The organism is Streptomyces sp. NPDC093064 (assembly GCF_044754605.1).
Taxonomy (GTDB): Bacteria; Actinomycetota; Actinomycetes; order Streptomycetales; family Streptomycetaceae; genus Streptomyces.
This window is the reverse complement of record NZ_JBIVPK010000012.1, coordinates 82,976-104,087: the sequence shown is the minus strand read 5'-3', so window position 1 is coordinate 104,087 and position 21,112 is coordinate 82,976. Positions and strand designations below refer to the sequence as shown.

Below are 21,112 nucleotides of genomic sequence, written 5' to 3'. Positions count from 1 at the left end.
GAGCGGGCATTGGTCAGAGCCCGTCAGGTCGGTTCGTTCTGAAGGCCCGTGTACGGAGGGAGCACCCTGGGCGCTGCACCGCACCTGTTCGCGGTGCAGCGGTTCGCCAAGCCGGGGAGAAACCGGCTGCCCGGCAGCCGAGGAGGTGCCCGCCCGCCGACAGCCGAACCGGGCAGCGAGACAGGATGCGGAACCCAACTCCGCGTCGATGTAAGTTTCTTACATCGAGCGCTAGCGATTTGGTAACTATTTTCACCCGACTCGTTGACCAGGCGCGGCGCGCTGGGAACGGTGATCCGATCAAGCCGCTCCCGTCTCTCTTCAAGGAGTCCGCGTGACCGACACCGCGAACCACGGCTCGGCCGCACGTCGCCCCACGCGCCGCGTGCTGCTGCGGGCCGCAGGACTGATGGCCGGCCTGGCCGCCACGGGGTTGCCCGTCCCCGCTGCTGCGGCGGCCGCCGCCGACGGCACCCCGACCGCGTACCGCGACCGCGAGCTGCGTGGCGAGTGGATCGCCACCGTCGCCAACATCGACTGGCCCTCACGGACCGGACTGAGCCCCGCCGCACAGCAGGCGGAGTTCATCGCGCTGCTCGACCACGCCAGATCGATCGGCCTCAACGCGATATTCGCGCAGGTCCGCCCAGCGGCGGACGCCTTCTGGCCGTCACGCTACGAGCCGTGGTCGCAGTACCTGACCGGCACTCAGGGCCAGGATCCCGGCTACGACCCGCTGGACTTCATGGTCAAGGCCGCGCACGACCGCGGGCTGGCCCTGCACGCGTGGTTCAATCCGTACCGCGTCTCGCAGCAGTCCGACGTCACCAAGCTCGTGCCCAGCCACCCGGCGCGGCTGCACCCGGAATGGATCGTCTCCTACGGCGGCCGGCTGTACTACAACCCCGGTATCCCGGCCGCCCGCGCCTTCGTCGAGAACGCCATCATGGACGCGGTGGAGCGCTACGAGATCGACGGCGTCCACTTCGACGACTACTTCTACCCCTACCCGGTGGGCGGCCAGGACTTTCCCGACGACGAAGCCTTCGCCACGTACGGCGCGGGCTTCACCGACCGGGCCGCCTGGCGTCGGCACAACGTGGACCTGCTGGTTCAGGAGATGCGCGACCGGGTACGCGAGGTCCGGCCCGAGGCGGCGTTCGGCATCAGCCCCTTCGGCATCTGGCGCAACGTCTCGAGCGACCCACGGGGCTCGGCCACCAACGGCACCCAGTCCTACGACGCGATCAACGCCGACACCCTGGGCTGGGTGCGCAAGGGCTGGCTGGACTACATCGCCCCGCAGTTGTACTGGAACATCGGTCTCCCGGTGGCCGACTACGCCGTCCTCGCTCCGTGGTGGGCACAGGCGGTCCGCGGCACCGACGTACAACTGTGGATCGGCGAGGCCGTGTACAAGGTCGGCGACCCCGCCCAGCCGGCCGCCTGGCAGGACCCGGCCGAGCTCTCCCGGCATCTGACGATGGACAGGGGGCTGCCGGAGATCAGCGGCGAGATCCTGTTCAGCGCCACGGATGTGACCGCCGACCCGATCGGCGCGATCAGCAGGCTGACCGCGGACCACTGGCAGCGGCCCGCGCTGCCACCCGTCCTGCCGAGGCTCGCCCGCGGGCTCGCACCACTGCCCCCGCTCGCGTCAGCTGCCCGGACGGCCGACGGCGGGATCCGGATCGAGGTGCGCTCCCGCGGCAACCACGTCCCCGCGCTGTACGCCCTGCGGCAGCACACCGCCGACGACGCCGGCCTCGTGGCCGTACTCGCGGGCGCCCGCCACACCGAGTGGACCGCTCCGGCGGCTCCGGAGGGCGCGACGTACACGGTCACGTCGGTGGACCGCGCCAATCGCGAGAGCTCCGCGATTACGGTTCGAGTGCCTCGCCGCTGACATGGCATCACCTCCTGCGGCCCGGCCCGGCCCTGCCGCTCAGGGCCGGGGTCGGGCTGCGGGAGGCGCTCGGACGCCTTGCTCGCCACGGCACCGTTGTTCTGCCCGGAGAACTCCCAGGTCCTGTTCGCGGGCGACTCGGACCAGTTGGCCCTCTTCGCCACCGTGGGCATCAACCGCTGGCAATGCCTGACCTGGCCCAGACGATACGGGGCGGGGTGTATTGAGTAACGTCCGCACGATCGCTCAACCGGGCCTGAGCATCCGTACCTGAGCAGGGAGATCAGGTTGACCAAGGGCTCGGTCACCGCGACGCTGCGAGGCGGCTAGGGTGCTGGTCCCGTCCCGCACCCCGTCTGCCCGGGAGACAAAGTCTTGAGTAATACCCCAGTCTTACCGCCCTCTGCCCGCCCGGCGCAGAAGCCGCCGAAGAAGCACCGGCCGTACGCGCTCTGGGCCGTGCTGGGACTGCTTGGTGCAACGACGGTGCTCTGCTCGGTGATATTCGCCTTCGCTCACCTGGACAACCGTCACATCTGCACCCTGGAAGCCACACCAGCTGGAATCAGTGTCGATATCGTCCCGGCGATCGCGAATACAGTGTCTGAGGCAACACTCACGGCCTGCTGGGACGGCGCGTGCCAGGAGCGTCCCTTCGGGCATGGGATGTACCAGCAGAGCGGGCTGTCGGCGGGAGACCCCGTCATGTCGACCGAATCCGCCGCAGCGGCGGAAAGCCCTGCAGCGAGCCCCACTCACACATCGGATCCGGACGAACGTCATGTTTTCGTCGGCCTGAACAGCCTGCCGGCAAAGCCGGTGGACGTCACCGTCGTACTCAGGAACCAGAACGGTGCCCCTGTGCTCCGTGAACGGATCCGCGTCACTCCCCAAGTGGTCCGTCCCAACGGCCGAAACTGCACTCCCGGCGGCCCCCAGGCCCACCTGCGGGTCACTGGAGAAGGACAGTTGACACTCCACGCGCGGAACGCCAACACCCCGACGCCGAGCCGATGACGTGCGTGTTGATCACTCCTGCGAACACGATCACGCCGCCCGACGTGGACCCCGAGCAGCAAGGGACCAGCGCCGCCCATCGCCAACCCACAAGATCTCCGGTTGTAGTACTTGTGGCGCCCGGCCGTTACGATCATCCTTCTCCGCGTCGAGCGTTGTGCATCGCGGAGGTGGGAGTGACTGCCACGGTGGGCCTGACCGGAGTGGAAGTGGTGGTGCGCAGTGACGCGGCACTGCTGGAGGACGACCTGGCCGAGTTCCTCGGCTCGTTGACCGTCGCACCGGCGCTCGGAGGCCCGGGGTCGGCATCGGTGTACGACGGGGCGTTACGGCATGCGTTGTACGAGCCGGTCGCGGATGCCGTCGGATCCAAGGTAGGGCAGGAGGCGATGCCGCCCGCTGCCGGGGCGCCCGGCGGCACCAGGGCACCACTGCGCCCTTCGATGGTGTACTGGGCGTACCGCAACTACCGTGGCTTCCCCGACGAGGTCGGGGACGAGGCTTCCTCGGCCGACCTGGCGGTGATCCGCCGCGCGGCGGTGGCGGTGCGGATCCTGTTGAAGGCCGCGGTCGCACTCGACGACATCCAGGACGGCAGCGACGTCCGCTACGGTGAGGCCTCGCTCCACGTCACCCACGGCGTACCGCTCGCCCTCAACACCGGTTCCTGGCTGATCACGGCCGCACTGCGGCACGCAGCCGATCCGACGGTCGTGGGCAGCCTGGTGCAGGCGGTCGGCAACGGCTTCACCGGCCAGGCCGTCGACATGGCCACGCGGTCGGCGCGCACCCGCGCCGAGTTGGTGGACGCGCCCCACGATGTGCGGGTGGACTTCTGGGCGTCGATGGCCGCGCTCAAGACCGGGACGTTGTTCTGGATGCCGCTCGACGCGGCGATCGCAGCCCTGCACGTCGTCGAGGACGAGCGGCGCACACTGGACGACGCCATGCGCAAGCTCGGGCTGGCGAGCCAGCTGTTCAACGACCTGACCGACGTCGTGCCCGAACTCGGCGGGGCCAACACCCACGAGGACTTCGACGGACTGAGCAACCGTGTCTTCCTAGAACTCCTCGACTCCGCGCCGCCCGCACAGCGTGCCTCGGGCGAACTGGACGGTGACCGGATGAAGTCGTTCGTCCTCGGCCATCCCATGCTGGAGCACACCCTCCTCGCGCTCGCCGCCGAAGCGGTCGAACTGAAGCGTGCGGCAAAGGAGGCCGTGCACCGCGTGTGCCGCTCCGACCGCAGCGCGGCGTACTTCGACCTGACGATCGAACGCAAGGGACACCTCATCGACCGCCTCCACCAGACGGTTCGGCAGCGGAGCGGCGCATGACGGCCGCGGTGGTCGAGCGCCTGCGCGCGAGCACCCGGGCATGGCACGATGCCTTGGAAACCAGCGGGTTCGCCACCGCGATGGTCGCCGGGACGCTCCCGCTCGACCGGTACGTCGGGCAACTCGCCGCCTACCGCGTGGTCCTGGAGACGCTCGAAGGCGAACTGTCACGCGCCGCAAGCCCGTCCGTCGACCGGGTGTGGTCGGCGGACCTGGTCAAACTCCCCCTCATCGAGCGCGACTTGCGGTATTTCGCCGAGTCCGACGTCCATCCGAAGCCCTGGGCAGCCGGAGAGACAGCGGCCTTCGCACAGGAGATCCGGCACACCGCGGTATCGGCCCCTCAGACTCTGCTCGGGTTCCTGTACGTCCTGGAAGGCTCCACGCTCGGCGGCCTGGTACTGCGCCAGTACGTCACCACGGCCTACCGGCTGAGCGATGCGGACGGCACGGCCTACTACGGCAGCGGCGACCGTGACCGCTGGGCGCGCTTCACAGCCCGTATGAACCAGGCACTCTCCGAGCCGGAGGCGCAAGGCCGCGTCATCACCGCCGCCCACCGGGCCTACCACCACATCGCCGCGATGACCGAAGCCCTGTCCGTAGGCCTCGCCCCGGGCCCGTGAACCGGCGCTGATACCGGTCGAGCTGTTGGGCAGTGACCACCACAAGTCGATCACCGGGGGCATACTCATGCCTTCAGCCGCAGCCGCGCGGCGCGCGGCACCGGTCCTGCTGGCAGCCGTCCTGCTGACCTCGTGCTCGTCCGGGCACGGGGACGCCACGGCGCCGGCCCCGGGCAAGGGCCTCGTCCCCGGCCACGGTCGTGACTCTGCCACTCGCCCCAGCTGGCCGCCGTACATGTGCGCCGCCGCGGCACCTTCGCCTACGTCGACGGCGAGCTGCCAGACGGTGAGACCATCAAGCGGGCTTCGCTCGCTACGTCGCCAGCACCGATAAGCACGAAGACGCCATCCTGCCCACGGGCACCTTCGTCGGCAGCCCCGAGGACGCCCTGGATTGTGCCGGCGGCCTTTACCTCGTCGCCTTCGGCATCTGACACAGCGACAGGCAGGCTGCCGGCTCCGGGGTCAACCCCCGAATGACTTCCAACGCAAACGACTTGGTTAGTGGCGGCTTAGATAGGTGAGGACTGCGAGGACGCGGCGGTGACCGCTGTCGGCCGGCGAGAGGCCGAGCTTGGCGAAGATGTTGCCGATGTGCTTGTGGACGGCGTTCTCGGTGATGACGAGCCGGGCCGCGATCGTGGCGTTGTCCTTTCCTTCGGCCATCAGGGCGAGAACTTCGCGTTCGCGTGGCGTGAGGGCGGCAATCGGGTCGTGGGCGTGACGGGTGAGGAGCTGCCTGATCACCTCGGGGTCCATGACGGTACCGCCGGCGGCGACCCGCCGCAGCGCGTCGATGAACTCGCTCACCCGGCTCACCCGGTCCTTGAGAAGGTAGCCGATGCCGCCGCGTCCATCGGAGATCAGCTCGCCGGCGTACTGCTGCTCGACGTATTGGGAGAGGACGAGCACGGGCAGGCCGGGGTGCCGGCGGCGGGCGTGGATGGCGGCGTGGATGCCCTCGTCGCGGAAGGTTGGCGGTAGCCGTACGTCGACGATGGTGACGTCCGGTCGGTGTTCGGTGACGGCAGCGACGAAGCCGGGGGCGTCCTGGGTGATCGCGGCGACGTGAAAGCCCTTGGCGGTCAGCAGGAGTTCCAGCCCATTGGACAGCAGGACGTTGTCCTCGGCGATCACGACCCGCATGCCAGGCTCACAGTGATCGTGGTCGGGCCGCCGCTGGGGCTGTGGATGTGGACGGTGCCGTCGAGCGCCAGGACACGGTGGCGGATTCCGGCGATGCCGGTACCCAGCGTCTCGTCGGCGCCGCCGACTCCGTCGTCGGTGACCTCGATCGACAGCCGGTCACCGTCGCGTGCGACGCGGACGGTGGTCCGGGTGGCCTGGCTGTGCTTGGCAGCATTGGTGAGCGCCTCGGCGATCGTGAAGTAGGCCACGGCCTCGACCGCGGCGGGGATCGTGCCGAGATCGCCGATATCGAGGGTGGTGTCGATCGCCGATCGGGTCCCCAGCGCGGCCAGCGCCCCGGCGAGGCCGCGATCGGCGAGGACCGGCGGGTAGATCGTCCGGATCACCACACGAAGCTCCGCCATGGCCTCCTCGGTGCTCTCATGCGCTTCCTCCAAGAGTCTGGCCACCGTCTGGGGGTCCTCGCTCAGCGACTCACGGGCCAGGCCCAGCCGCATCGCGATGGCCACCAGCCGGGCCTGGGTGCCGTCGTGCAGGTCACGTTCGATCCGGCGGAGTTCCGCGCCGTGCGCGTTCATGGCGTCGGTCCGCGTCTCGGTCAGCGTCTCCACACGCTGCGTCAACCTCTCGGTGGCCGAGGGGGACAGCAACGCAACACAGATCCGGGCGTGTAGGCGCGCCAGCAGTGGAACCAGCCAGTAGGTCAGGGCCGCGAAGATGACGATTTGTGCGGTCCCCAGGGTCAACGCCGTGCCCCAGCCGGACAGTGGAACACCGGCGGCGAAGCCGCCCGCGCGGGTGCCGGCGGGCAACGCCCACCACAAGGGCACCGTGATGGCCGTGGCCACCGCGTTACCTGCGCACAGCACCACGACGAGCCCGAACACCAGACTGGTCACGATGCATGTGCACAGCCACCCGAGAACACGCCACGTACCGACACGGACGGGACCAGAACGCGGAGAAAGCAGCAGCCGGTCGGCGCGGCGACGATGCCAGGACGCCCAAGCGCGAGCCATCATCGGGACGATGAGTACGGGTAGCGCGAACAGGGCGACCGCAGCGGTGAACAGGCTTCCCACTAGATAACCCAGACCGCGCCACATCGCCGAAAGCCGACTGGCCTCATGGTGGTTCATTCGCACAAGTCTGAGCCATGGCGACCGAGCCTGGCACTACAGCCCACTACCCCTTGTTCTCACTGGTGAGCTGTATCGTCCGCTTCCCCCTGCCAGATCTAGCGTCAACGCCCATGACGAGTTCACCGATTCATTCACCACGGCGGCGCGGGCGATCCATCCGACGAAACCTGGCCCTGGCCGCCATCGTGGCCGCAACCCTTTCCACCAGTTGTACGTCCGGCGCGAGGGCCGCCAAACAGCACGACGACCAGGCCCAGCTTCGGCGCGACGCCGACGCCATCACCGCACTCGGCGTGACGGGGGTGCAGGCCCGCCTGGTCACCCCTGACGGCCGGAACCTGACCGCCACCAGCGGCGTCGCCGACCTGACGGCCCGGCGGCCGATCCCCTCGAACGGCTACTTCCGGATAGCCAGCGTCACCAAGGCGTTCGTGGCCACCGTGATCCTGCAACTCGCCGGCGACGGCAAGCTCTCCCTGAACGACACGGTCGAGCGATGGTTGCCCGGCGTGGTCTCCGGAAACGGCAATGACGGCCGCGCGATCACCATCCGCCAACTGCTCCAGCACACCAGCGGCCTTCACGACGACTACCCCGACTACGCCTCGGCGAAGAACTTCTACCAGCACCGATACGACACCTACACCCCCGAGCAGACCGTCGGCCGAGCGATGCGCCACCGGCCGGACTTCCAGCCCGGCAAGGACTGGAATTACTCCAACACCGGCTACGTCCTGCTCGGCATGATCATCCAGCGGGTCACCGGACATCCCTGGCATCAGGAGGTACAGGATCGGATCGTCCGGCCGCTCGGCCTCAAGCACACCTTCTGGCCGGGTACTTCACCCAAGCTGCCCCAGCCACACGCCGAGACCTACCAAAGGTTCAAGCCCGGCGAACCGCCCGTGGACGTCACCGAGCAGGTCGGCTCGGGCACCAATGGAGAGGCCGGACTCGTCTCCACCACCGCCGATATCAACCGATTCTTCCGCGCACTGCTCGGCGGCCGGCTCCTGGCCCCGGCGCAGCTGACGCAGATGAAACGGACCAGCCCGGTCAGCAAGGAGTTCGAGCAGCTCATGCCGGGCGTCCGTGATGGGCTGGGACTCTTCTCGCGCCCACTGTCGTGCGGCGGCACGTACTGGGGCCACGAGGGCGGCGATTCCGGGTGGATCACCGCCGACGGTGTCACCGCCGACGGCCGGCGCAGCGTCACAGTCTCGTTGTCAGGCGTGTTCGTCCAATCGGCGGACGACGTCCTGCACGTGGAACAGGCCGCAAGCAAGCTGATCGACGACGCCCTGTGCGCGACTCCGAACGCCGACCATCAGCGGCGTTGAGGTCCTCCGCATGGAGCGGGTACGGGACATCTGCGCGGCGCACGGTCCGGAATCAGGAAGGCCGGGCGGCGACGGCGACGTTCGCACTCCCGCAGCGGATCCGGCGTCATCTTGACTACATCGCCTGGCTGGTCGATAGCCGCAACTCCGGCTCCGGAGTCAACCCCCGAAGGACTTCCGGAGCCAACCACTCAGCTCCACGTCTGATCTCACGGCGGGCCGCCGGGGTGTAGCGGTTGGCGGAGGTTTCGCGGATGCGGTGGGCCTCCTCGCAGACAAGGACGTCGAGGGTGTTCTTCTCGGCTGTCATGAAGCTGTCGAAGTACTTGAAGAGGTCCCGCACCTCACGCTCGCGTCGGTGGCCAGAGAGGCGGGACACCACCGCGTGTGCCATGCGCCCGGTCACGGGCCCGAAGATCTACTCGCCCCGGAATCCCCCGGCCGCACCAGCCCCGTCTCATACGCAAGCACCACCGCCTGCGCCCGGTCCCGGAGTGCCAGCTTGGCGAAGATGCGGGCCACGTGGGACTTCACCGTGGCCTCGCTCAGGGTCAGTTCGGTGGCCAGTTCGGCGTTGGAGAGGCCGCGGGCCAGAAGGGTCAGGACTTCCAGTTCTCGAGGGGTCAGTGTGGCCAGGTCGGTGTGGACGGCGGGTGTGCGGGTGGAGTCCGAGGCGAAGCGTTCGACCAGTCGGCGGGTGATGGACGGGGCCAGCAGGGCGTCGCCGGTGTCGACGAGGCGTACGGCCGCCGCCAGGTGTTCCGGGGTGACGTCCTTCAGCAGGAAGCCGCTGGCCCCGATGGACAGCGCGGTGTAGACGTAGCGGTCCAGGTCGAAGGTGGTCAGGATGAGGACCCGGCAGTCGGGGAGCCGTTCGAGGATGCGGCGGGTGGCTTCGAGGCCGTCCATGTTCGGCATGCGGATGTCCATCAGGACGACGTCCGGCCTGAGTTCGCCTGCCGCCGCCAGCGCCTCCGCGCCGTCTGCCGCCTCGCCCACGACCTCGATGCCGCGGGCGGTCAGGATCAGCCGGAAGCCGGTTCTGATGAGGGTCTGGTCGTCGGCGATGAGGACGCGGGGGGCGGGCCCTGCTGCGGCCGTCGTCATGGGCGGTCCAGGGGGATGCGTGCCCTCACCCGGTAGCCGCCCCCGAGGCGGCGGCGGGCGTCCAGGTCTCCTCCGTACACCGCGACCCGCTCCCGCAGACCGAGAAGTCCGCGGCCCGTGCCGTCCCCGTGTCGCGGGGCGGCCGGTGTCGAGGCGGGCCGCGCGGGCGCGGTGCCGGTCAGCACGCTCGGGCCGGTGTTCAGCACCTCCACCCGCAGGGCGTGGTCCGCGTATCGCACGGTCACCTCGGCCTTGCCGCCGTCGCCGTGTTTGAGCGCGTTGGTCAGCGCCTCCTGGATGATGCGGTAGGCGGTCACGTCGACGCCCTCGGGCAACGGGCGCGGCTCGCCGGAGATCCGTACGTCCACGGGCAGTCCGGCGAACGAGATCCGGTCGACGAGCGGGCCGAGCCGGTCGAGGCCGGGCTGCGGCGCCGGCCCCGTGGCTCCGGGGTCGCCCTCCACGCCCTCGACCAGATCCTCGTAGTCCGTGTCCTCGCCGCTCTGCGACGGCGCCAGCAGGCCCAGCAGATGCCGCAGGTCGGTCATCGCGCCGCGCCCCGCGTCCTCCACGGCCCGCAGGGCCGCCGCGGCCTCGTCCGGCATGGTGTCCAGCACCTCCCTCGCGGCCCCGGCCTGAACCACCATGAGGCTGACGTTGTGGCTGACGATGTCGTGCAACTCACGGGCGATGCGGTCGCGTTCGGCCGCCACCGCGGTACGGGCGGCGCTCGCCCGCTCCCGCTCCAGCAGCCAGCCGCGTTCTCCCACGGCGGTCCGCCAGCGGCGCCTCGTACGCACCAGCGCCACCGCCAGCCATCCGGCGGCCGCGCACGTCACCCCCAGCGCCGCCACCAGGGCGTCCGGCTCCCACTCCCACACGGAGGCCACCTTCGCAGAACGGCGCCCCATCCGCATCAGCCTGCGGATCCATGGGCCTGCATCCGGAGGATGAGGTGCGGGTCGGAGTGCCATCCAGGGGGCGATGTCCACGCACGTGTCTTCGCCTAGCGTCCCGTGCATGGTCACTGAGGACAGCAGCGGAGAGGCCGTCGTACAACTCGACGGTGTGCGCAAGGAGTACGGCGGGACGACGGCACTGGACGGGGTGTCGCTCGAGATCCGGGCCGGGGAGGCGGTCGCGGTGATGGGACCCTCGGGATGCGGCAAGTCCACCCTGCTCAACATGATTTCGGGCCTCGACCGACCGACGGGCGGCACGGTCCGGGTGCACGGGGAGAACGTCGGGAAGCTGAGCGAAAAGGGGCTGGCCCTGTACCGGCGGCGGCGGATCGGCATGGTCTTCCAGTTCTTCAACCTCATCGACGACCTGTCCGCCCTGGACAACGTCGCCCTGGCCGCGCAGTTGACCGGCACCCCGGCCCGGCAGGCCCGCCGCCGCGCCCTGGAACTCTTCGAGGAACTCGGCATCGGCGAGCGCCGGAACGCCTATCCCGCCGTACTCAGCGGCGGAGAACGGCAACGCGTCGCTGTGGCCAGGGCGTTGATGAACCGTCCCGCCCTGCTGCTGGCGGACGAACCGACCGGCGCCCTGGACAGCCGCTCCGGCGAGCAGGTGATGGACCTGCTGCTCGACCTGAACCAGATCGGCCAGACACTGATCCTGGTCACGCACGACGAGCACCTCGCGCGGCGCTGCGCCAGCCGGCTCGTCCTCCTCGCCGACGGCCGGGTGGCCGGCGAGCACGCCCTGGAGCCGTCCGCATGAGGGCGGTGTGGCGGGCCGCGCACGCGGCCGTGCGGCGGCGCAGGCTCCAGTCGATCGTCATCTGGCTGGTCACGTTGACCTCGACCGGGGCGATCGTGGTCGCGCTCGGCCTGGTCGACTCGGCGTCCGCCCCGTTCGACAAGGCGTTCGCCCAGCAGCACGGCCCCCATGTCGTCGCCGCGTTCGATCCCGCCAAGGTCTCGGACGCGCAGTTGACGCGGGCGGCTCGCCGGCCCGGGGTCGAGGCCGCCGCCGGACCCTTCGCGCAGGCCGTGCTCGACCTGCCGAGGGACGGCGCGCACGGCCTTCCCGGCGCGGTCACGGTCGTGGGCCGTCCCGGTCCCGGGGGCCCGGTGGACCGGGTGGACCTGTGGGCGGGCCGCTGGGCCACCCGGCCCGGTGAGATCGTCGTGAACCGGCAGTCGGACTGGACGCCCCACGACCTCGGCGAGCGGATCAAGGTTCCCTCGGGGCCGACCCTCACCATCGTCGGGTTCGGCTTCGACATGAGCCGCACCGCGGACGCCTGGGTCGCACCCGGCCAGATGCCGGCCCTGCACCCGACCGCCACCCAGATGCTGTTCCGCTTCACGGACGCCTCCTCCGAGAGCCGGCTCCGCGCGGACCTGTCCGCGGTGACCGCGGAACTGCCCAAGGACGCCCTCACCGCCTCCCAGTCGTATCTCACGCTCAAGAGCCAGGTGGGGAGTTCGGCGCGGGCCTACGCCCCGTACCTGATGGCGTTCGGGATTCTCGGCATCGTGGTGGCGGTGCTCATCGTCGGCAACGTGGTGAGCGGCGCGGTGATCTCCGGCTTCCGGCACATCGGCATCCTCAAGGCCCTCGGGTTCACGCCGGGACAGGTCGTCGCCGTCTACCTCACGATGGTCTCCGTCCCCGCGGTCGTGGGCTGCGTGATCGGCACCGTCGTCGGCAATCTGCTGGCGCGCCCCCTCCTGGAGTTCGTGTTCATGGGGCCGGACGCGGGGATGTTCCACCGCAGCGTCGGCATCGCGCCCTGGGTGAACGTGCTCGCACTGCTCGGCATGCCCGCCGTCTGCGTGCTCGCCGCGCTCGTTCCGGCGTCGCGTGCGCACCGGCTGTCAGCGGCGCGGGCGATCAGCGCGGGCAGCGCCCCGCGCGCCGGGCGGGCGCTGGGCATCCAGCGCCGGCTGGCGGGCAGCGGGCTGCCGCGGTCGGTGAGCCTGGGGATGGGCCTGCCGTTCGCCCGGCCGGGCCGCAGCGGCCTCACGCTCGCCGCCGTGGTCCTCGGGGTGGCCACCGTGACGTTCACGACCGGCCTGGGCACGACGATGACCAGGTTCGGGAACGCGGGACGGGACGCCTACCAGGTCTCGGTGTATGCGAGCAGGGCCGAACACGGCAAGGTGATCGAGCCGGAGCACGGGGACCTCGCGCTCCAGTCGCTGCTTCGCTCGCTGCCCGGCGCCGGCGGCGTCACCGCGCGGGGGGTCGCGGAGGCCCGTATCGCCGGCTCGGTGCGGTCGGTGATGATCGAAGGGCGCCGCGGTGACCGGCCGCAGTCGGACACCGTGCTCGTCGAAGGCCGGTGGACGCGCCGTACCGGCGAGGTCGTGGCCCCCTCGGCCTTTCTGCACCGGCACGGCCTGCGGGTCGGTGACCGTCTCGTCCTGGAGAAGGGCGACCGCCGGGAGAAGGCGGTCGTCGTCGGCGAGTCCATGGACACCAACGGCCAGTTGGTCTTCACCGACTGGTCGACGTTGACGGCGCTGTCCCCGGGCGAGAAGCCCATCGCGTACCTGATCGCGTTGCGCGACGGCGCCGACCCGGCCGCCTACGCGCGCGCCGCCAGGGCCGTCGACCGCGGCATCGACCCGGTGCCGCAAGGCCCGAACACCGTCACCCAAACCATCGTCGGCTCCGCGGCGCTGCTCACCGCGATGCTCGCCGTGGTGGCCTCCCTCGGCGTCCTCAACACGGCGGTCCTCAACACCCGCGACCGCCGCCGCGACCTGGGCATGCTGAAGTCGATCGGCATGACACCGCGTCAGGTAACCGTGATGGTGGTGACGTCGATGGCGCTGCTCGGCGCGGTCGGCTCCCTGTTCGGTGTCCCCCTGGGCATCGCGGGCTACGACCTGGTGGTGCCGCGGATGGCGGACGCCGTGGACATCGTCCTGCCCACCTTCATGACGGACGTCTGGCGGGCCGGCACCCTCGCTCTCCTGGCCCTGTCGGGCGTCGCGATCGCGGTCCTGGGCGCGTACATCCCGGCACGGGGCGCGGCACGGCTGACTGTGGCGGAGGCGCTGCGCAACGAGTGAGGCCGCTGGCGCGGGTTGAGCGGTGCGCGCCGGACCTCGCCGAGCCGGCAGCCGCGGCCCCGGCGGCATCATCCGTCGGGGCCCGCGCATCAGCTTGGAGAAGTTCCGCACCATGCGCCGGCCCTCAGCTGCAGTGTGCACCCTTCGGTTTGGATCACCAGCAGTGCGGACGGACGAACCCTTTCCAGCCCACGCACTCCACCGGCTGCACCGGCATCTCGGCGGGCTTCGCCTGTTTTATCCGCTCCGGAGTCCAGTACTCGAGGATCTCCTCGGGGGACGCCGTCTCGCGGTGCACGACCACACCGTCGGAGCCGCCCGCGTCCGGGACCGTGGCCGACAGGGCCGCGCCGGAGAGTGCGATCGACCCGACGGACGCCGCGAGCACGATCCATGCGCGGGGCGACAGCGCGCCACGGCGTTTGCCACGGTGGGCGGCACTCATCGGTTCTCCCTCCGCTGCAGATCGGCGGCCTCAGCTCGTGGCCCAAGGCATGGAATCGCCACGTCTGAATCTCCAACAGGGCGTTTTGCAGGGCATTTTGCCTACGGCCGATACAACCGTACCGGGCCAAGAGCTGACCGACGATCTCCTGGCGCACGAACGTCCCCGCTCCCCCGCACCCACAACGTCTTCCGGGGCGTTGACCGGGGCTTGACACGCGCATTCCCCCGCTCCGCACAGACGCCTGCCCGGGCCACTGCCTCGGATCGGCAACGCAGTGGCCCAGGCAGGAGTGCTGCGCTACTTGCGGAGGCTCTTGGTGTCGATGCGGAAGACCTGGTGGCCGCGGTTCACATCGACGAAGAGCTTCTTCTTCCCCGAGCTGAAGGTCAAAGTGACGACGGCCTCGGTGTTGCGGCCGATGCTGCCGTTGTCGGCGACCTTCCAGGCGAGCGGCACGTTCTGGGCGCGCAGGACGCCGTTGGCGTGGTTCTTCGCCTCCCAGGCGTTCAGCTTCTTCTGGAAGCCGGCGGTGAGGTAGTGGCTGCGCAGGGCCTTCCCGAGGTGGCCGCTGTCCTCGTCGATCAGCGCGTCGATGTAGGCGCCGTAGAAGTCGGCGACGCGGGTGAGGTTGTCGGACGGCTTGCCGCTGACGCTGCGCGGGGTCCCGGCGGAGGCCTGGACGGCGGTGCCGAGACCGAGACCGACGGTGAGGACGCCGGCGACGAGAGCGGTGCGGGTCTTACTGTTCATGTCTGTTCTCCGTTTTCGAATGGTCGAATGGCCGAATGGCCGGGCTGTGCTGGTCGGTTCCGGGCCGCCCCTCCGACCCCGTGACGGGAGGAGGGCCCCGGACGGCCCCGTCAGCGGAGCCTGTCCGCGGCCTTGGCGGCCGTCTGCTGGAAAGCCTTCACCGGAGCGCCCTCGAAGCCGCCGAACTGCGCCCCGTGCAAGACCCTGACGATGCGGCCGTCCCGGCCGACCGACAGCAGGCGGACGTCGCCCGCACCCCAGGAGGTCTCGGTGAGAACACCGCAGACGCGGGAGCCCTCCTCGACGGACAGCTTCCGCAGTCCTTGCCGGTGGCCTCGGTGCCCGGGCCCCGCCGCTCGGTGCGGTCGCGCAGGACGTGATGCCCCCGTTCAGCCACGAGGCCGGCTGCTTCGCCCAGCAGGTCCCGGGCAGGACCACGGTGATCCGCCGGGCGTTCGTGTCCAGGCCGGTGCGGCGGCAGGTCCGCGGCCGCTACGCCGGCGGTGACCTTGCCGGCCGTCCAAGACGAGATGGAGCGCGGCGGCAGGTCCGCGGCCGCCAGGAAAGCCAGGCACCTCCAAAGCGGCGGCGGCCGGTCCGGCGAGCGCCACGGCCAGACCCGTGACGGCGCCTGCGAGGAGCGGACCTGCTCGGGTGCGCTCACGCATGACTGTCCCCCCGTGAATGAGTGCGGTGAACGCATGAGTGCAGTGCATGCGTCTCGGACGTCGCCTGCCGCCAGTTGGCCGGTCCGGCCCTGGTCGGTGCGACACCCAGAGCATCGGCGGTCACCGCAGCCCCGCGCAACGACTGACGCCCTCTTGGCGACGGTGGAACCATCCCAGCCCATCTGACGTGCAGGTATGTGAGTGTCTGGGATGCGGGATCGCAGGCGGACAACGGGGGAACAGTGCCGATTCGAGACGATGCCGAGGAGTTCGCGGCGCTGCTGCGCCGGCTGAAGGACCGCACGGACCGCAGCTACGGTTCCCTGGCCCGCCGCCTCACCATGAACACCTCCACACTGCACCGGTACTGCGCGGGCGAGGCGGTGCCTCAGGACTTCGCGCCCGTGGAGCGGCTCGCGGCCTTCTGCGAGGCGACACCGCAGGAGCGGCTCGAACTGCACCGGCTGTGGCTGTCGGTGGTGGCGGCTCGGCAGCGGGCGCGTACGGCCGCTTCGGCACCGCCACCCGCAGCGATCCCGCCACCCGCAGCGGTCCCGGACCGGGCGCTCGCCGAGGAGAGCGGTCCCGCGGAGCAGCCCGGGAACGATCCCGACCCGGACAGGCCCGTCCCCTCCCCCCCTCCCCGCCCCCGGTACCGCCGCCGACGGATCCTGGCGTCCACCGCTGCCGCCTGCGCACTGCTCGCTGCTGCGGGCAGCGTGTCCGTCCTGTCGGGCGGCCACTCCCTTGAGGCGGACGCCTCCGGCTCCGCCGGCCCGCGGACGACCGCCCCCGGCGCACCCCACCGCCCGGCGAAACCGTCAGCCACCGCCTCCCCCTCCCCTTCCCGGAGGTCCGCGCCGCCCGGCCCCCCGCAGAAGGCCCCCGGCCCGTCCGCCACCGGCAGCGGTCCCGCCTCGGCCGCGAAGCCGGCCACCGGCCTGCCCCTCACCTGGAGCGCCGACTCCCAGGTCTGGGACATGGGCTGCAGCTACGATTACGTCATCGACAAGCCGCCCGCACAGGTGCCTCCACCGCCGGTGCAGCAGGACGCCGGGCCGTGGGCGGCGACGCAGGGCGCAGTGCCCGGGCGGCAGACGTTGGTGCAGGTCACGGTGCAGGGGCGGTCGTCCACGGCCGTGGTCCTGGAGGCGCTGCGCGTCCGCATCGCCAACCGCGGCAACCCGGCCGCCGGGAGCGCGTACGCCATGGACCAGGGCTGCGGCAGCGAGCTGGCACCCCGCCGCTTCACCGTGGACCTCGATGCCGACCGCCCTGTCATCCGTGCGAGGAGCGGCACCGGCACAGGACACGCCATCGCGGCCGTGGACTTCCCGTACCGCGTCTCCGCCGAGGACGCGGAGGTGCTGCTGGTCGTCGCGGCGACACAACTCTACGACGCCCGCTGGTACCTCGAACTCGACTGGTCCTCCCAGGGCCGCACCGGCACGATCCGCATCGACGACCACGGCCACCCGTTCCGCACCACCAGCATCAAGGGAGCACCGCACTACTGGTACGGCACAAACCGCGCAGGCAAGCGTGCCTGGGTCCCGTACGACGGCTGAAGGCCCCGTCCGGACAGGGCGGCGCGGGCGGCGGCGTAGGCGTCGATGGGGTCGGACTTGCCACTGCGGCGGCGCTCGGCCCGGTCGGGCCGGTTGACCTCGATCACGCGGTGCCCCTGGGAGCGGGCGGCGCGGGTGAAGCCGGTTCCGTAGGAGGAGGTGCCTTCCACACCGATCGCGATGACCTTGCCGTGCGCGGTCAGGAAGGCCAGGGCCGCGGCGTATCCGGCAGCGGTGGTGCTGAACTCCGCGTCTGCGAGGTGACCGCCGTTGTCGCTGATCACAGCAACGTGAAGGGTGTCGGCGTGGGAGTCGACCCCGCCGAACACCTCTTGGTCGGCTGTGTCTTCTACGGCCACTGCCGCCATGCTGGAAACGCCTTCCTAGCCGGAGGTGGGCGTCGGCCGGGTGGCGCAGACAGGACATTGAAGGGCCTTCTGGCCAAGCGCTCGACTATCACGTCATGTTCCGCCCGGCCGAAGCCATCAGAACAGACCCCGAAGGCCGGACAGAACAACGCGAAGACAGCCCAGAAGGGCGTCAGTCAGTGGGAGAGCCACGACCACCGGAACCCGCCTACCACTATCAATGTCAGTGGTCGCCGATAGCTTCGATCATGTTCCGCCGAGGTGGCGTGAGCGCCCCCTTTCGCATGCATGGGAGATGGTGCGTTGTCGGTCTGGGAGAAGTCGAGCACGGCACGGGTGGTGCCGTCGGCGCGGCCGCGGAAGCTCGCGAAGGTGCCGTTCGTCGAGTTGGCCGACGGGCGGTTGCAGGGTGTGGTGTCCAGCGGGTCGGACATCGGGCGCGTGTACGTGTCCTCGGTCGAGGCGGGGACGTACGCGTTCGCGTGCAGCACCAACAACAACCGCCCCTGCGGCGGGGCCCGCGGCATGTTCTGCAACCACATACGCGCGCTCATCGGCGAGGCCGTACTGCAGTACGGCGCCGAGCGCGTGGCCCGGTACCTGAAGGTCGAGGTCGACACGGCGAAGCCGGACGCGCACGCCGTCACCGCCGTCATGACGGCCACGCGCCCCGCGACGGCCGGCAGTTCGGCCGCGGCCCGGGTGTTCAGCCGGTTCCTGCGGCACCTGGCCTATCTCGAACTCGCGCCGAGTACCGCACCGCTGCCCGAGATGCAGTGGTTCCCGACGACGAGGGCGGTGGCCTGATGCATGCCGATCTGCTCTCCGACGCCGTCGACGGCCTCGACGAGGCTCTCACGGCCGTGGACGGGTTCGACGAAGCCCTCGTCGCCGGTCTGCTGCGTCCGCAGGCCGGCCAGGCCGCCGGGCTGACCGGGCTCGCGGACGCCGTCGCCGGGACGCCGCTGGCCGCGCAGGTGGCCGAGGCCGCCGACAAGACGGCCGCCGGAGCCGCCGGCGAGGACCACTTCGTCGCGCTCGCCGCGGCCCGCACCGCCCTGCTCGGTTCCGTGCACGACGCGCTGACCGCCCGCGTCGAGGAAGCCGCCGGCCGGCCGCGGGCCGAGGAAGCCGACACCGAAGCGGCCGGCGACAACGAACAGGCGGCGAATCTGTACGCCGCGGTGCGCAGTTGGTTGTGCGATCTGGCGCGGGCCGGCTGGCAGGGCATCGACCACGAACTCGTCGACGGGGCCGCGCCGGTCGTCTCCGCGATGCTGCCCGACCCGGCGCTGCGCCGCCTGGCCACGCTGCTCGACGGTTTCGCCGCCGAACTCGCCGCCTCCTGCCCGGGGGCGACCCTGGAGCGCGTGCCCGTGCGCCGCTGGGCCGACCTGTGGTCGCGCGCCCTGCTACTGACGCTGCCGGGCGCGGCGCGCGCGTCCGCCGTGGCCGAGGTGACCGGCCGGCTGCTGCCGCTCGGTGTCGACGTGCAGGAGCACGCCACCGCCGTACAGGCGCAGGTGCACGCGGTGTTCGAGCCCGCGGACGGTGGCACGCCCCGCCTGATGCGCGCCTCGGTGTCCGCGCCCAAGCCGGACACGGTCGTCGGCGCCGGTCTGTGGCAGCTGCTGCGGCCGCGCATGTCCCTGCTGGAGGCCGTGAGCGAGGGTCGCGCCATGGACCTCGACGCGATGCCCGTCACCGCCGAGGGCGACCTGATATGGGACGACACCCGTGCGCGTATGGGCGAGCCCGCCGAGGTCTTCGCCACCGCCCGGGTGGCCCTGCCCACCGCCGCCGCCTTCGCCGTGTCGCCGCTCGACCGGCACCCGGCCCGGATCGCGGTGCCCGTCCTGCTTGAGGGGTACGGCGTGGAGGAAGGTGACGACGGAGTCTTCTTCCAGGTCGCCGGGCACCGCCTGGCCGTCGACACCGATCGCGTCCCGGCCGCCGGTCCGCTCTCGCCCGAGGTCGTCGTCGCGTCCGGCGCGTGTGTCGGGCTGCTGCGCTGGGACGCCGGGGAGTTCCTCCTCCAGCCGCTCGCCGTCGAACGGACCGTGCGGAAGAAGACCGTCGCCGTGCACGCGGGGGCCTGGGCCGGAGGTACGACCGACAAGACCGGGGTGCGGGCCGAGAAGGCCGCCACCGACGCCGTCGGCGTGCTGCGCGAACGTGCCGGAAGGCTGCTGCGGAAATGACCGAGGACATCACCGGACAGGCTGCCGACCCCGAGCCCGATCCGTACGACAACCGGCGGCAGGTCCTCTACTGGCGCCTGCTGGCCCGTCTCTTCGACCCGGAGGAGCAGGCCGGCCTGGAGTCGGCGAGTCTCGCCGTGGTCGAGGACATCGGTCTGCCGTCCGCGCTGCTCGATCCCGGTGCGTCGGTCGACTCCGTCGTGCAGCGGTACCCGGAGCTGGCCGCCGAGTTCGACGGGCTGATGGCACCGGCGCCGGACGAGGACGGCGCGCGCGACCGGGCCGCCGAGGTGCGGCGGGCGGCGCTCGCGTCGAAGGTACTGCTGAACGTCTTCGCCTCCCGCCCCGGCACCGTCACCGCGGAGCAACTGGCCCGCTGGCAGTCCGACGCCGGCTGGCTGGAGCGGGCCCTGGGCTGCCGGCCCGGCGAACTGCGCGGCGGACGTGGCGGCACCCACCGTGTGGGAGTCGGCGGGGGCGTCAGCCCGACCGGCACCGGAATCGGCAGCCCCGCGCCCGACCTGAGCCGGCTGATCCCCGCGATCGGCCCGGAACTCGGATCCATCGAGGGCGATCTCGTCAAGCGCATGCACCTGCGCGAGGTGCTGGCCGACCCGCAGCTGGCCTCGCGGCTGACGCCGAGCATGTCCCTGATCGAGCAGTTGCTGCGCGACAAGAACAACCTCTCCGGTGTCGCCCTGGCCAACGCCAAGGCGCTGATCCGCCGTTACGTCGACGAGGTCACCGAGGTGCTGCGCACCCAGGTGGAGAAGGCCACGGTCGGCGAACTCGACCGGTCCGTCCCGCCCAAGCGCGTGTTCCGCAACCTCGACCTCGACCGCACCATCTGGAAGAACCTCACCAACTGGAGCCCGGAGGAGGAGCGGCTCTACGTCGACCGCCTCTACTACCGGCACACCAGCCGCAAGACGACGCCCCAGCGGCTCGTCGTGGTCGTGGACCAGTCGGGTTCCATGGTCGACTCGATGGTCAACTGCACCATCCTGGCCTCCATTTTCGCCGGGCTGCCGAAGGTGGACGTCCACCTGATCGCCTACGACACCCAGGCTCTGGACCTCACTCCCTGGGCGCACGACCCGTTCGAGACGCTGCTGCGCACCAAGCTCGGCGGCGGCACCGACGGCACGGTCGCCATGCGGCTCGCGCAGCCGAAGATCGCCGAGCCGCGCAACACCGTCGTGGTGTGGATCTCCGACTTCTACGAGTGGCGCCACCAGGAGCTGTTCGACAGCATGGCCGCCATTCACCGCTCGGGGGCGAAGTTCATCCCGGTCGGCTCGGTGACCAGCTCCGGGCGCGGCAGCGTCAACCCGTGGTTCCGGGAGCGTTTCAAGGACCTCGGCACGCCGGTGATCTCCGGCCACATCAAGAAGCTCGTGCACGAACTCAAGACGTTTCTCACCTGATCACCGACCGTACGTCCGCGTCGT

At 70.7% G+C, this 21,112-nt stretch carries 17 protein-coding genes and 2 pseudogenes; 11 read left to right on the top strand and 8 right to left on the bottom strand.

The window, feature by feature from the left end:
• Positions 1-409: 409 nt before the first annotated feature.
• The 4 genes and pseudogenes from ACIQFZ_RS17035 to ACIQFZ_RS17020 all read left to right on the top strand — a co-directional run.
• A pseudogene (locus tag ACIQFZ_RS17035) lies at positions 410-1,609 on the top strand (glycoside hydrolase family 10 protein); the annotation flags it as partial.
• Positions 1,610-2,365: 756 nt separating this feature from the next.
• Complete coding sequence (locus tag ACIQFZ_RS17030) at positions 2,366-2,923, top strand: hypothetical protein (RefSeq protein WP_402691554.1); 558 nt, start codon at positions 2,366-2,368, stop codon at positions 2,921-2,923.
• A 176-nt stretch (positions 2,924-3,099) separates the two neighbouring features.
• A complete protein-coding gene (locus tag ACIQFZ_RS17025) occupies positions 3,100-4,260 on the top strand; it encodes a polyprenyl synthetase family protein (protein WP_402691553.1) in 1,161 nt (386 codons plus the stop codon).
• Positions 4,257-4,886, top strand: a complete 630-nt coding sequence (locus ACIQFZ_RS17020) for a biliverdin-producing heme oxygenase (RefSeq protein ID WP_402691552.1) — start codon at positions 4,257-4,259, stop codon at positions 4,884-4,886. The genes ACIQFZ_RS17025 and ACIQFZ_RS17020 overlap by 4 nt, the downstream gene beginning before the upstream one ends.
• Before the next feature lie 501 nt (positions 4,887-5,387).
• Here the strand turns inward: ACIQFZ_RS17020 and ACIQFZ_RS17015 are convergent.
• Both ACIQFZ_RS17015 and ACIQFZ_RS17010 read right to left on the bottom strand, forming a co-directional pair.
• Positions 5,388-6,032, bottom strand: a complete 645-nt coding sequence (locus ACIQFZ_RS17015) for a response regulator transcription factor (protein WP_365416856.1) — start codon at positions 6,030-6,032, stop codon at positions 5,388-5,390.
• Positions 6,020-7,174, bottom strand: a complete 1,155-nt coding sequence (locus ACIQFZ_RS17010) for a histidine kinase (RefSeq protein ID WP_402691551.1) — start codon at positions 7,172-7,174, stop codon at positions 6,020-6,022. Before ACIQFZ_RS17010 ends, ACIQFZ_RS17015 begins: the two co-directional genes overlap by 13 nt.
• A gap of 188 nt (positions 7,175-7,362) precedes the next feature.
• Here ACIQFZ_RS17010 and ACIQFZ_RS17005 point away from each other — a divergent pair, with 188 nt between their 5' ends.
• A complete protein-coding gene (locus ACIQFZ_RS17005; RefSeq protein ID WP_402691550.1) occupies positions 7,363-8,517 on the top strand; it encodes a serine hydrolase domain-containing protein in 1,155 nt (384 codons plus the stop codon).
• Positions 8,518-8,728: 211 nt separating this feature from the next.
• Here ACIQFZ_RS17005 and ACIQFZ_RS17000 read toward each other — a convergent pair.
• From ACIQFZ_RS17000 to ACIQFZ_RS16990, 3 genes and pseudogenes are all read right to left on the bottom strand, one after another.
• Positions 8,729-8,896 (bottom strand): annotated as a pseudogene (locus ACIQFZ_RS17000) (DNA/RNA helicase domain-containing protein); the annotation flags it as partial.
• 23 nt (positions 8,897-8,919) lie between these two features.
• The gene (locus ACIQFZ_RS16995; RefSeq protein WP_383056828.1) at positions 8,920-9,624 is read right to left on the bottom strand and encodes a response regulator; all 705 of its coding nucleotides are present in this window, start codon (positions 9,622-9,624) and stop codon (positions 8,920-8,922) included.
• A complete protein-coding gene (locus tag ACIQFZ_RS16990) occupies positions 9,621-10,535 on the bottom strand; it encodes a sensor histidine kinase (protein WP_402691549.1) in 915 nt (304 codons plus the stop codon). Before ACIQFZ_RS16990 ends, ACIQFZ_RS16995 begins: the two co-directional genes overlap by 4 nt.
• 109 nt (positions 10,536-10,644) lie before the next feature.
• Between ACIQFZ_RS16990 and ACIQFZ_RS16985 the strand changes: the two genes are divergently transcribed.
• Both ACIQFZ_RS16985 and ACIQFZ_RS16980 read left to right on the top strand, forming a co-directional pair.
• Entirely contained in the window at positions 10,645-11,352 is a 708-nt protein-coding gene (locus tag ACIQFZ_RS16985) for an ABC transporter ATP-binding protein (RefSeq protein WP_402691548.1), read from the top strand.
• Positions 11,349-13,658: an ABC transporter permease gene (locus tag ACIQFZ_RS16980; RefSeq protein WP_402691547.1), complete on the top strand. Its 2,310-nt coding sequence runs from the start codon at positions 11,349-11,351 to the stop codon at positions 13,656-13,658. The genes ACIQFZ_RS16985 and ACIQFZ_RS16980 overlap by 4 nt, the downstream gene beginning before the upstream one ends.
• Positions 13,659-13,812: 154 nt before the next feature.
• Here the strand turns inward: ACIQFZ_RS16980 and ACIQFZ_RS16975 are convergent, their stop codons facing one another.
• Together ACIQFZ_RS16975 and ACIQFZ_RS16970 are read right to left on the bottom strand one after the other, a co-directional pair.
• Complete coding sequence (locus tag ACIQFZ_RS16975; protein WP_365416844.1) at positions 13,813-14,103, bottom strand: hypothetical protein; 291 nt, start codon at positions 14,101-14,103, stop codon at positions 13,813-13,815.
• 300 nt (positions 14,104-14,403) lie between these two features.
• A complete protein-coding gene (locus tag ACIQFZ_RS16970; protein WP_365416842.1) occupies positions 14,404-14,856 on the bottom strand; it encodes a hypothetical protein in 453 nt (150 codons plus the stop codon).
• A gap of 910 nt (positions 14,857-15,766) precedes the next feature.
• On the opposite strand from ACIQFZ_RS16970, the gene ACIQFZ_RS16965 reads away from it, so the two are divergent.
• Positions 15,767-17,092 (top strand): helix-turn-helix domain-containing protein, encoded by a 1,326-nt coding sequence (locus ACIQFZ_RS16965; protein WP_402691546.1) that lies wholly within the window; start codon positions 15,767-15,769, stop codon positions 17,090-17,092.
• Here ACIQFZ_RS16965 and ACIQFZ_RS16960 read toward each other — a convergent pair.
• A complete protein-coding gene (locus ACIQFZ_RS16960) occupies positions 17,035-17,451 on the bottom strand; it encodes a transposase (protein ID WP_383056822.1) in 417 nt (138 codons plus the stop codon). The two genes, ACIQFZ_RS16965 and ACIQFZ_RS16960, sit on opposite strands and share 58 nt — an antisense overlap.
• Before the next feature lie 297 nt (positions 17,452-17,748).
• On the opposite strand from ACIQFZ_RS16960, the gene ACIQFZ_RS16955 reads away from it, so the two are divergent.
• The 3 genes from ACIQFZ_RS16955 to ACIQFZ_RS16945 are packed head-to-tail and all read left to right on the top strand — an operon-like array spanning position 17,749 to position 21,088.
• Positions 17,749-18,267 (top strand): hypothetical protein, encoded by a 519-nt coding sequence (locus ACIQFZ_RS16955; RefSeq protein ID WP_402691545.1) that lies wholly within the window; start codon positions 17,749-17,751, stop codon positions 18,265-18,267.
• Positions 18,267-19,661, top strand: coding sequence for a hypothetical protein (locus tag ACIQFZ_RS16950; protein ID WP_402691544.1), 1,395 nt, complete (start codon positions 18,267-18,269; stop codon positions 19,659-19,661). Before ACIQFZ_RS16955 ends, ACIQFZ_RS16950 begins: the two co-directional genes overlap by 1 nt.
• Positions 19,658-21,088, top strand: a complete 1,431-nt coding sequence (locus ACIQFZ_RS16945; RefSeq protein ID WP_402691543.1) for a VWA domain-containing protein — start codon at positions 19,658-19,660, stop codon at positions 21,086-21,088. Before ACIQFZ_RS16950 ends, ACIQFZ_RS16945 begins: the two co-directional genes overlap by 4 nt.
• Positions 21,089-21,112 lie beyond the last annotated feature (24 nt).